Source organism: Pedobacter sp. N23S346 (assembly GCF_048515415.1).
Classification (GTDB): domain Bacteria; phylum Bacteroidota; class Bacteroidia; order Sphingobacteriales; family Sphingobacteriaceae; genus Pedobacter.
Map to the genome: position 1 here is coordinate 44,196 of NZ_JBLYEE010000004.1, position 12,408 is coordinate 56,603.

Annotated in this window: 10 protein-coding genes; 5 read left to right on the forward strand and 5 right to left on the reverse strand. The window is 38.9% G+C overall.

The genetic code is table 11. From position 1 onward, the window contains the following. Positions 1-2 precede the first annotated feature (2 nt). From ACN1CD_RS09130 to ACN1CD_RS09145, 4 genes are all read right to left on the reverse strand, one after another. A complete protein-coding gene (locus ACN1CD_RS09130; protein WP_419130083.1) occupies positions 3-3,590 on the reverse strand; it encodes a SusC/RagA family TonB-linked outer membrane protein in 3,588 nt (1,195 codons plus the stop codon). A gap of 43 nt (positions 3,591-3,633) precedes the next feature. Continuing rightward, a complete protein-coding gene (locus ACN1CD_RS09135) occupies positions 3,634-4,656 on the reverse strand; it encodes a FecR family protein (protein ID WP_419130084.1) in 1,023 nt (340 codons plus the stop codon). A gap of 157 nt (positions 4,657-4,813) precedes the next feature. Then, positions 4,814-5,407 (reverse strand): RNA polymerase sigma factor, encoded by a 594-nt coding sequence (locus ACN1CD_RS09140; protein WP_419130085.1) that lies wholly within the window; start codon positions 5,405-5,407, stop codon positions 4,814-4,816. A gap of 575 nt (positions 5,408-5,982) precedes the next feature. Then, positions 5,983-6,513 carry an NAD(P)H-dependent oxidoreductase gene (locus ACN1CD_RS09145; protein WP_419130086.1) on the reverse strand — a complete coding sequence of 177 codons (531 nt, stop codon included), beginning with the start codon at positions 6,511-6,513 and terminating at the stop codon, positions 5,983-5,985. 98 nt (positions 6,514-6,611) lie between these two features. On the opposite strand from ACN1CD_RS09145, the gene ACN1CD_RS09150 reads away from it, so the two are divergent. The 5 genes from ACN1CD_RS09150 (at position 6,612) to ACN1CD_RS09170 (ending at position 9,730) form a co-directional block, all read left to right on the forward strand. Continuing rightward, on the forward strand, positions 6,612-6,968 hold the full coding sequence (locus ACN1CD_RS09150; RefSeq protein ID WP_419130087.1) for a winged helix-turn-helix transcriptional regulator: 357 nt from the start codon (positions 6,612-6,614) through the stop codon (positions 6,966-6,968). A gap of 254 nt (positions 6,969-7,222) precedes the next feature. Continuing rightward, positions 7,223-7,558, forward strand: a complete 336-nt coding sequence (locus ACN1CD_RS09155) for a hypothetical protein (protein ID WP_419130088.1) — start codon at positions 7,223-7,225, stop codon at positions 7,556-7,558. A gap of 63 nt (positions 7,559-7,621) precedes the next feature. After that, a complete protein-coding gene (locus ACN1CD_RS09160) occupies positions 7,622-8,773 on the forward strand; it encodes a zinc-dependent alcohol dehydrogenase (protein ID WP_419130089.1) in 1,152 nt (383 codons plus the stop codon). A 4-nt stretch (positions 8,774-8,777) separates the two neighbouring features. Continuing rightward, complete coding sequence (locus tag ACN1CD_RS09165) at positions 8,778-9,260, forward strand: hypothetical protein (RefSeq protein WP_419130090.1); 483 nt, start codon at positions 8,778-8,780, stop codon at positions 9,258-9,260. 188 nt (positions 9,261-9,448) lie between these two features. Continuing rightward, a complete protein-coding gene (locus ACN1CD_RS09170; RefSeq protein ID WP_419130091.1) occupies positions 9,449-9,730 on the forward strand; it encodes a TIGR03643 family protein in 282 nt (93 codons plus the stop codon). A 166-nt stretch (positions 9,731-9,896) separates the two neighbouring features. Here the strand turns inward: ACN1CD_RS09170 and ACN1CD_RS09175 are convergent, their stop codons facing one another. Further along, complete coding sequence (locus ACN1CD_RS09175; protein WP_419130092.1) at positions 9,897-12,401, reverse strand: phosphocholine-specific phospholipase C; 2,505 nt, start codon at positions 12,399-12,401, stop codon at positions 9,897-9,899. Between the last annotated feature and the right edge of the window lie 7 nt (positions 12,402-12,408).

Here is a 12,408-nt window from a genome sequence, read left to right on the forward strand (position 1 = left end):
AATTAAAAGTTAACATTAAGTGAGAAATTATACGAAACTGCCGATGGCAAGCCTAATGTAGTCGCCGTTAAACCACTCACAAAGTCTGGATCATAACCTTCTTTGTTGGCCGTCCAGATTAAGCCTAGATTTCTTACCGCAAAGGCAAAATTTGCTGATCTCACCAATTTCGTAAATTGCTCTACAGGTAATTGATAGGTTAATGACAACTCCCTTAAACGCACGTAGTCACCCTTAAGTACATTGATATCCGACTGCTGATAGCGTAAAAGGCTTACTCCTGCGAACGTTCCGCCCGCACCAGGCACATTGGTAATGGCTTCATCTCCAGCTTTAATCCAGCGCTTGGTTATATCTTCATTCAAATCGTATTTTACTCCGGTTCTCGCTGCCGGGTAAGCCGAAATAGTTGGCCGTAAAAAGACATTGCCAAACTGATAAGATGCAACAGCCATTAAGGTTAGTTTTTTATACCTGAAGTTGGTATTAAAATTACCGAAATACGGTGCGTTTCTTCTTCCTGCATAGCTAAGGGCATCAATAGAAGTAACATTTTGATTTGCAGAAACTTTAGTTCCCTTTTCATTAAACACCTGGGTAAGCCCTGCAGCATCCAAACCAGCATTTCTATATACGAATATTTTATCGTTAGGATAATCATTTAGCAGGTTTCCGTAAGCCGGATTAGAATAAAACGAAGAAGTAAGGGCAAATCTTGCATCCGTAATCTTATTGTTATTGTAGGCAAAATTAATTCCTGAATTCATTTCGAAATCATCATTGCGAACAATTACCCCCCTTAAGTTTAAATCTACTCCATTACCTGAAAGACTTGTCACATTGCGGAATAGTGAAGTTACGCCATAAGTTCCATTTATTGGAAATTCATAAAACAGGTCTTTTCCTCTTTTGGTGTAAATATCTACCGCACCAGATAGCCTGTTATTTAACAATCCAAAGTCTATGCCCAGATTCGCGACAGTTGTTTTTTCCCACCGGAGTTCAGGATTTGCCGGCGAAATGATTGAAGCATAAGGAAGCCCGGTAGTAAGATCACTGCTAGCCAACGCAATGTAGGTAAAGGGATAAGTGTTGGTAGAAATATTTCCGTTCACGCCATAAGTAGCGCGAATACTTAAATTATTAATCCATTTAGCATTGCTTAAAAATGATTCTTTTGCTACATCCCATTTTAAACCCGTAGACCATAACGGTGTGGCCCTGAATTTACGATCTACGCCAAAGTTATTATAATCATCATAGCGAACACTTCCTGATAGTGTGTATTTACTTTTGAATGTATAGGCAGCATTACTATAATAGGATAAATACCTCCTGGTTTTATCTTGCTGACCAGGGCTTCCATTTAACGAAGAACTGAATCCCTGAATGGTTGAATAAGGTGTAAAAAAGTCTACAGGCCTGGCCAATCCGTTACCCATGTTGTATCCATATAGGGTATTGGTACCCTGACCAATCTTCGTTTGGCGGATTTCTGAACCAGCAATCATAGTTAATTGGTGAATGCCATTAAATATATTATCATAATTTAATTGCCCTCTTAAGGTATAGTTATTCCCTGTGGTATTGGTAGTTGCAAGAATGCCACTACCAGGAGATAACCCGATTGAATTTGCTGCAATAGCACCTGCTACTGGTAAAGGTGTATAGCCGTTTACTAAATTTCTGTATCTATAAGTCTGCTCGTTAAAATAGCTTCTTGAGTTACTAAAACTTCTCTCATTTCCATAAAATGCATTGGCAGAAAGCCCCTTAAAGATGGGTACATTTAAATTTAAATTAACCGTGTAGTTGTTATCCTCCTGGCTATTATCGGCATTATCCATTTCATCAAGCGAATTATAATTCCAGTTTAAATAACCCCTGCTTTGGAGGGAATTTGTCCAACCAGAATAATACTGCATGGAATAACTCACCCTGTTTCCCTGATCATCTACAAGTTGATTATAAGGCATGAACGTGGTTGAAGACGGGCTTAACAACGTATTTAATGCCTGGCCATTATTATTAAACTTAAAGAATGAACCTTTTACATTTGTAGATAGGGTTGCTACTTTAAACAATTTAAAATTATTGTTCAAGGTAAAGGTTAAGCGTTGTCCATCTACACCAACGGTTTGAGGATTTTCTTTACTATATGATGCTGAATAAAAATAATCACTGCTTTTTCCACCACCACTAACAGAAAAATCATATTGTTGATTGTTTGATGACCTGAGCAGGTATTGAGAAATTTGATCCAGGCTATTAATAGTGCTGTATTTAGCGATAGCCTCATTATATGCCGCCTGGGTAATTCTTCCTGCCCTAAGTTGAAACGTTAAATCTGTTACGCCGGCTACTGGTTGCCCGAAAGGGTTTAAAGCATTTGGTGCTGTAATTAAATTTTTGGCAACCAGATCTTGCTCATAAGCAATGGCTTGAGAAGCATTCATTAAATTCAGATAACTCAGATCTGGCTTGTTAGAAACCGTAGCTGATGCCGAAAAACTAATTTTTGGAGCCTGATTTTGTGATCCCTTTTTAGTGGTCACTACAATTACACCATTAGCCGCACGTACCCCCCAGATAGAGGCGGCGGCGGCATCCTTTAAAAAAGTGATGCTTTCTACATCATTGGGATTCAGTGCAGATAAATCCAGTTCTGATATCGCACCATCTATAACTACCAGCGGAAAACTCTCCCCCCTTATGGTACTGGCACCTCTTATGGTCATACTGTAATCGCTTCTTCCCAATGATCTGGTTCCACTGTTAATACCCACCTGCGTGTTTCCGTAAGTAAACATGTTATCAGAATTTAAATCAACCTTTAATCCTGCAACCTGATTCTCCAAACGCTGTACCAGGTTAGGTGTTTTGATCTTTTCTAGATCTGTAGCCTTAACTTCAACAGCAGCACCAGTTGAGCGCTCCTTAGGCAATACCTGATAACCATTAGAGATAATATTTACATCATTTAACTGGCTTCCCGCTGTTGGCGATAACGAGATCATGAGGTTTTTGGGCTGGCTTATTACTGATTGTATGGCAGTTTGGTACCCAATGTAGGAGAAGCTGATACTGGTTGCCATCTTCGGCACAAAAAAGGCAAATTTACCATCACGATCAGTCATGGTAGCACGATTGGAACCATCAGATTTTATGGTTACGCCAGGCAACCCGCTCCCGGTTTCATCTGATACTTTACCAGTAAGATAAAACTCTTCAATATTATCATTTCTACTTGCCAGAGGCGTAGCTGAAGCATCCTTCTGCAAGGTTTTATCATCCCGGCTAACGATGGTATAGCTACCTTCACTAACATATAAAAAAAGTAAATTGTTAGGATAAAGTACGCGTTTTAAAGATTCATCGAGCGATTTGGCCTTTAAACTCCCGGCAGGAGTAAACTTTCCCTGAATAATGGCATGCTCGTAAGCAAATTTAGTTTTATACTTTTTTGATATAGCATTAAGTGCTGCCTCAATTGTTATTGTTTTCTCCTGAGCTGAGACTGGATAACTAATATTCAGCAAAAAAATAACGGATAACAGATAGTAAATTGGTTTAGTTAGATTTCTAATCATTTTGATTTGGTTGGTTTGGTTTGGTTGATTAATTTTTTAATGTTCAGCGTCGTGTTTCCAGCCGAATAGTCTTCCCTTCTTTTTTAATATTCACATTTAAAATATTACTGAGCGTAAAGAGTAAACTTTGTTCACTCTTTATAGAAATACTTCCGTCGATTTTTTTATTGCCCAAAGCCGGATTATCTAGAATAACCTTGTAGCCATATAAATCTTCGAAAGCAGTAATAATTTCATTAACAGTTGCCTGGTTTACGATGAGTTTGCCATCTATCCAGGCTGTTTGTTCAAGCGAACCGTATTGATTAGGCATCAATTGGCCATTGGTAGAATTGATTTTGATGGTGTTGCCTGGTTGCAGGAAATATCCGATGTTAGTTTTGATTGATCTTACCTTAACCTTTCCATTTACCAAGGCTACATTTGCAAGATTGTGTCTTTCTTTTAAGTTAAACTCGGTACCCAAAACTGAAACTTCTATGCTTTTTGTTTTGGCCTGAAATAATTCGCCTGATTTTATTGATAAAGGATTTTGATTGATGTGTTTAACCTTGAAGTAAGCTTCGCCATCAAGAGAAATTGATCTTACTTTTTTCCAGGCATAGGCACGTGGATAGCTCAGCGTTGAGTTTGCATTCAACAGTATTTCTGTACCATCTGAAAATTGAATCTTTTTAGTTTCACCATAATTGGTGAGTACAATAATATTACTAGTAAAGTACCATACCGATAAAATACCGACTACTAAAGATGCTGCGATGGATGAAGACCAAAGGATGTAAGATTTTGCCCTCTTTCTTTTCGCCTCAACCTGATCAATTGAAGAATTGATATCCATCCTCAATTTCTCCATAAAACCATGGGGTACCACAATTCCAGGATCACTAAAAATAATCTTCAACTCTGAGTAGGCTTCCTGAAAAGTAACCAGGCGATCTGGATTTTCTGCGCTCCAGTTTTCCCAAAACAAAACATCGTCAGGAGAATGGAATTTTACATAGCGAATAAAATCACGATCAGCTAAAAATTCCTCTACAGTGTAAAACTGGTATATTTCTTTATTCATTTAGGCTGCCTTCTTTGCACTTATTACGGTAAAGACAGTTATTATTTAGATATTACCCCATGGATTTTAAATTATTTTAAAAAAGACCAGTAAAAAATCACCTAACACCTCCTAAAAATATTTTTCAGGAGAAAAGAAGCACAAAAAGGTTTATTTTTTATTTCCTGATCGACAAAAGCATGGCTAGCAAGAGTGCACTATCTACATTTAAGATTTGCCTGAGTGCTTCCAGCGCCCTGGCGCTTAATTTATAAGTGCCTTTAATGGTCAAATCCATAATCTCGGCGATTTCGGCATATTCCATTTCCTCAAAATATTTAAGGTATATGATCTCCTTTTGCCTGGCAGTGAGTTTATTCATTGCAGCAGATAGCTTAATGGATTTTTCGCTATGTTCCTCTTTTTTAATAAAGTCAGATTCGACAGTGAACTTAAGATCGAAATGATCTTCACCATTTAATTCAACGCTGTCATATTTCTTTTCAGATAACCTGTAGTTGGTAATACCGTTGCGCAAAGAAGAAATGAGATAATTTCGAAGATTGGTAACTTCGGCTAAACTACTGCGCTTAACCCAAAGCTTAACAAACAGATTCTGCATACAATCGTGAACAGCATCCTCATCCTGGAGCATGCGCATACCATACTGAAAAAGTGAATTGAAATGTCTGGTATAGATCATATCCAATGCAGCTTTATCACCTTTTTTTAAAAGGTTCCACAGTTCAATATCGTCGATGCTTTTATCCACAAGTTAAAGAATTCTAAAAACCTAAAATACACATATAGATCAACGCAATGGCGTTTATTTTTAATGTAAAATGATGTTTAGATTTATGTTTGGCTATTGGTTTGAAAAATGTTTGGTTTTCTGAACAAACCTATCAAATAAACCAAGAAAAACGATACATTTTTTATATATTTTGTATGATTAAACCGAACACACAATTCATTTTTCAATTAATCGATTTAATTAGGAGTAAAGAGCGTTTTGTTTAGAAACATGCAAAGTTTGATTGCCTTTGCTGGGGAAATACATCGAAAGTTTAAAATCGGATCTTTCCTGTCCTACAAATGGCTTTGCGAAACCATTTTTTCTATCGTTTAGTGTCTCACCAACCGAAAAACTCATACCTGCAAACTCAATGTATTAAAAGTTAATAATCAAACTTAAGCAGCAAGGAGGCTGCCACGAGAAAAACCGTTTCTCGCAATGACGACCGTGTGAGGTAGGTTAGCGTTCTGGTTTTCTTGCCTTCTTTACAAGAACATCTTCCAATCTTCATATAACCCATTAATGAATTTTCAAGTAAATTTTGAATCATGCTACAATGAATTTAAAAAATCGAGATACAACGGAACACTTTTTTTAATCCATTCTGCTGATGAGTTATATTCAATTCCATAATAGGCAAACGGTTCCTGGTAATTGGCCTTTACATAATTAAAAGAAAGCTCAAACGGACGCAGCAATTCTGTCAACGAATAACGGTAAATGCCATCGGTATGATAGTCTGCTTCATCTGCCCCGAGAGAAATGGCCATAGAAATCTTTTTCCCGGCAAGCTTATAACCACTTTCACTTCCATAAGCCCAGCCGTGTAGCATCACCTCATCCAGCCATTTTTTAAATAACCATGGACTGTTAAACCAATAATACGGGAACTGAAAAACAATTTTATCATATTGCTCCATCAGCTTCTGCTCCGCTAAAACATCAATTTTCCCATCAGGATAGCACTTATGCAACTGATGAATGGCGTATTGCTCAGGAAATTTGCTCAATTCTGCTAACCATCTTTTATTAATAATGGAACCTTCAATATCTGGGTGAATAACAACGATTAATGTTTTCATTTGATCAATTTTAAATTTATCTGTTGTAAAAATAGTGTAGGTAATCTAAATTAGCCACTTTAGCTACCCATTGTTATCTACTATAAAAAATGTAACTAATGTCTAACATCAAAGAAACATCTACCAACTTTGCCAATAAACAAGCCCTGGCAGAAGAATGCGGCGAAGCCTATGCAAGCAATATTATAAGCGGCCAATGGGCATTGGTAATTTGCTCCTGGTTAATGAATGGAAAGCTAAGGTTTGGCGAACTAAAAAAGCGTTTACCAAACATTACAGAGCGAATGCTTACCCTGCAACTGCGTAAACTGGAAGAAAACAAAATGTTAACCCGAACAGTTTATGCAGAAGTACCGCCAAAAGTAGAATATGAACTTACCCCGATTGGATACGAATTAGGCCCTATTATTCAGCACCTCGATAAATGGGCACAGAAACATAAAGAATTGAAATAAGGCGAGGCTAAAAAACTACCGGAATCCTTTTCCTTTTTGGAGAAAAATCACGAAAGATCAACTTGAGAAGTTTTGGTGACCTTTGTTGTGGGAAATACTTCGCAAGTTTTATGGTACTGTCATCAAACTTGCGAAATTCTTCAGCGCACAGCCTTTTGAAATTTCGTAAGTTGATCAATTATAATTTTTAGACAGCTTTTAAGTTTAATTCATCTTATTCTAAACTTCATTTCACATGCCCTTGTTCTTTAGGCATGGAAACAAAAAAACTATCCTACAATCATGATGGAATAAGTGATTGCTCATTTACAACTTCTGCACTGGTTCTGCCCAAGGTGATTGGATTGGATCGGTCTTCTGTAATCCGCTACAGCACATTGAGCATCAATCAATTGGCCTACAATTTACTAAGCTATCATTATTATAGTGCAGCAAAAGCCATCAAGAGAAAAACACACCTTCATATTGATCTTTTCAATATTGCGCTCCTCCCTACCCTTCCTCTTTTTCATTTTGTACGCAGAAAGAAAAAAGTACTTGCCTACCATTTGGCCTTACACTGCACTTGCTGCAATGAACTTAGCCATTAGCAATTGGAAGGAAAAGCCAGACGAAAATAAATATCTGTTCATATAAATAAAAAAGAAAAAGTTATGCTAGCAATGAATTATCGAGGTCCCTACAGGGTCAGAGCAGAACAGCGTCCGATGCCAGAAATCCTTCATCCGGAGGATGCAATTGTACGGGTAACCAGAACCTGTATTTGTGGGTCGGATTTGCATTTATACCATGGCATGGTTCCAGATACCCGGGTGGGCTCTACCTTTGGCCATGAATTTACAGGTATAATTGAAGAGGTTGGCCCACTGGTTACCAATGTAAAAATTGGCGATCAGGTTTTAGTGCCTTTTAATATCGCCTGCGGAAAGTGTAACTTCTGCAAGCAGGGCCTTTACGGAAATTGTCACGAATCCAATTCCATGTCTACTGCTGTTGGCTCAATATTTGGCTATTCGCACACCGCCGGTGGTTACGATGGTGGCCAGGCAGAGTACGTGCGTGTACCTTATGCCAATACTGGGCCTACCGTAATCCCTGCAGATATGGATCCGGATGATGCCGTTTTACTTACCGATGTAGTGCCAACCGGATACCAGGCAGCAGAAATGGGTGGAATAAAAGAAGGCGATACCGTTGTTGTTTTCGGCGCTGGTCCGATTGGAATTATGGCCGCCAGATGTGCCTGGTTTTTTGGCCCTGCCAGGGTAATTATCATCGACCATGTTGATTATCGTTTGGAATTTGCAAAAAACTACGCCAAGTGTGAAGCGTATAATTTCAAATCGATGGAAGATCCGGTAATGTTTATTAAAAAGATTACCGATTGGTACGGAGCAGATGTATGTATCGACTGCGTAGGCTGCGAAGCGGAAGGAAATACCCTGCAAACCTTTACGGGCAAAGTTACCTTAATGCAGGCCGGTTCGGCAACGGCTTTACAATGGGCTATTAATAGCGTTAAAAAAGGCGGCATCGTTTCTATCGTTGGCGTTTATGGTCCGCCGTTTAATTATATTCCAATTGGCAACGTATTAAATAAAGGAATTACCATCAGGGCAAATCAGGCTTCTGTGAAACGGCTCCTGCCAAAGCTAATTGATCATGTACAATCGGGAAGACTGAATCCGAAAGGATTAATTACCCACCGGATTCCTTTGGAAGAGGTATCTGATGCTTATCACATTTTCTCTTCTAAATTGGATGAATGTATCAAAACCGTTCTCATTACTTCAACTAAAGCATAAAAAGATGAACACAGAAAATTTCGATTATAAAAGCATCCCGGGATGGGGAATGGATATTGATCCGGAGAATGAGCCAACCTACCCGATGAAGAATTATACGGGCGATGACCATAAACGCAGTGATTATGAAAAATCACCTCAGCAGCCAGTTGACGTTGAAGTTCTTAAATCTATTGAAAGGCCACAATATTCAGCAGTATTGGGTAATACCGTTCCGCCTTCTGGTTTGAGTGGCGCCATCAGGCGATATGCTTTTAAACATAGCGAAGACAGGTACCGCCATTGGATTCCCTTGATTTTGGCAGACAGAGTGAATAGTTGGGAAGGCATTTTTGAAGATTTAAAAAAAGGCTACATTCCTAATATTTTAGCAGAACGAGGATGGAAAGCCGAACTGAAATACAACCCCAAAGGATTGGTTAAAAAGGTTTTTGTTACGGCCCTGGTAGCCTCGCTTGCCATTACTTACCTATCCAGAAAGAAATAGATTAATATTTTTGATAGAAAAAACGTTCCCTGGAAAAATAATCAACTTTTCCAGGGAACGTTTTTAGTTTAAATAAGTTTAAAGTGCAATAAAAAAATACATCACTAACCGAACAGTTCTAGTGTAAAACTGTTCAGCTATGTAATACGTATAGTTAATTTAACAGCATCAACACAGGAAATAAAAATATGGACGAACGAATATTTTCGCTAACAGAGATTGATAGAATTATAGAAATGGCATGGGAAGACCGTACCACTTTTGATGCCATTGAAATTCAGTTTGGCCTGAAGCAGACCGATGTAATTGCATTGATGCGCAGAGAAATGAAGGCCAGCAGTTTTAAATTATGGAGAAAGAGAACGAAAAACCGTCCCACTAAACATGCTGCCTTAAGGGCGAAGGATATGACCAGATTTAAAAGCAATCTACAAAGAGCGATCACACATAACAAAATATCAAAACGATAGTAATTTGTTGAAATTAGTTAGCGTATAAAGTTTTTTAGACAGACCTTGAAGTGGTAATATCCGAAAATAATGTATTTAATTAGGCAGAATAAGCTTTCGCTAAATTAAATAGCCAGAAAAAATTTCCTGGCTATTTCGATATTTTTAAGAGACTAGCAGTGGAAATCTAAATCACTCCGCCCATCAAAGGGTCAGTTTTACCTTCCTTACCTGTTTCTACCCTTCCTGCAAAACGTTCCATAAAGTCTTTATTACCTTGAGCACTCACTTTGAAATCATACCAGTTGTAACTTTTACTTAAATTCATCACCAAGTTTTTATTGCCACCAGCAGCAAGGGTTATCGACTGAGAAGCGGTTTTGTATGCCATATCTTCTATAACGACCGTAACTTGCGATGATTGGGTATTATGGAGATGAATAATTACATTTCCACTCCACCCTAAACCAGCATGCGCTTTTTCATAGCTGCATTTTACCGAGATCCCTGAAGCATCTTTCATACCCGCAAACTCCCTGAAAAATCCATTTGGTCCATAAGCCCGAAGATGGTATTTACCATCTTGAAAATCATCAATTAACCAATCATCCTGCAGGGTATCTCCGGCGCTTACCGTATAATCCCATACCCGAAGCACTTCACCTTTAAAAGTATTCATTGCATAAACCGTAAAAGGTGAACCTGATGACCGTTTTCCAAACACCTGATTTCCGGCGGAAAAACTCAGATTGAATTGACCACCGGAAACCTTCCCATCCAAATAAAGTTCGTAGGGAAGCGCACATGCCGCACGGATTCCTTTTTCCTGTTGCGGGAATAAAGGTGAGCGGTCGTGATGATGGTTTATGGTATCGATTTCTTCATCACTCAGCTTTTTGTAACCATCAGGCAAATCCTTAAACTTAGCTGAATAGATCTTTTCCATGAATGATTTTTTTTCAAGTCCGTTTGGATAAGAAATCTTTTCGCCGTTAAAAGGCCTGAAAACGGAACTCAAATCCCCGCATACGGTACGTCGCCAAGGCGTTATATTTTCTTCAATCACCTTTTTACCGAATTTCTTACCGATGAAGTTTTCCAGAAACTGGAGCGATGAGGTATGATCAAAAACTTCGGAGTTTACATAACCACCCCTGCTCCATGGCGAAACAATCACCATGGGTACACGATAGCCCAAGCCAATCTGGCTTTCCCTGATATTTTCCTCCTTTGTAGAAGGATTGGTCTGCTGGGCTTTTGCGGCATAATCTAACTTCGTATCCAGCCCGGAAGACACCTTACCCGCATGATTTTTGAAAGGATGAGTAGGAACAAATGGAGGAACGTGATCAAAATAGCCATCATTTTCATCATAAGTCATGATAAAAATGGTCTTTTTCCATTGTTCCGGATTTTTAGTCAGAATATCCATTACCTCGCTTACATACCATGACCCAAACCATGGCACTCCAGGATGATCAGAAAAGTTTGCCGGAGTCATTAACCAGGAAACAGTTGGGAGCGTGCCCTGGTCTACATCTTTTCTAAATTGATGCAAAATATCCCCTTTGGGTACATTTAGCTCCCTTTCAGTTCCTTTTTCATCATATTTCATGGCAGTTAGCTCGTGAAAATCCGGATCACCTTCGTTTACACAAAAGGCATTTTTATTCAGATTTTTAGCCTTTGAAGAAAGCGCCGCATGGTGCTCCATTGTGTATTTCTCTTGTTCATCCTGGGTTTTTAGAAGGAGTTTTTTTAAGGCTTCAAGCTTGCTGCGTTCTTCTGGCGAAAGATTTTCTTTGTCTGATTCGGCGATTTGCTTTAAAAGCATTTCATTTTTCAACTTTAAATTAGCAATTGCCGTAGGAGTTAGCCTGACATTATACTGTTCAAAGTATTCCATCACATTAGTACCAAAATTGCTCAGCCAGGAGCTAGATTCTCCATTGAGACCAAAACCCATGGTCAATTCATTCTGATAAATTTTCCATGAAACCCCGTTTTCTTCCAATCTTTCCGGGTAAGTCTTCCAGTTTAGGGTAGGTTTATCATAATTGCTATTGTTCCACAAGTGTGCAACACCCTCCGGCGTATTACTTTCCCGCACCGTACCCGTCATCCAATAAAATCGGTTTGGATGTGTACCCGCAATAACAGAACAAAAGTTCTGATCACAAACAGTAAAGGCATCAGCCAGGGCATAATAAAAAGGAAAATCTTCACGCTTACAATAGCCTATTGTTAAGGGCATGTGTGCATAAGTGGCCTTATATGGTTTTTTCACATCCAGCCACTTATCATATTTACCACCATTCCGGGCATCAGTCTGATCCGTCCAGTTATGCGGGGTTGAACCCATCCAGGCAATTTTGGTGTTTTTGATATCCATATGCCACGGCGCATAGGTATCCTTCTCCTTGTTCGTTTGCAGCCATACCTTATTTTTGTTGGGAAGATCAATAGCTCTTGGATCGTTAAAGCCACGAACACCTTGCATCATCCCGAACGCATGGTCAAAGGAACGATTTTCCTGCATTAAGAAAACGATGTGCTCTGCATCATAAAAAGTACTTCCATAAGCCGGGTCAATGGCCAGGGCACGCTGAATTGCAGGCGGTAGTACACTGGCTAAGGCAGCCCCTCCGGAAAGGAGGGCTGCCTTTTTAATAAAATCTCTACGTGAATCCATAAAATGT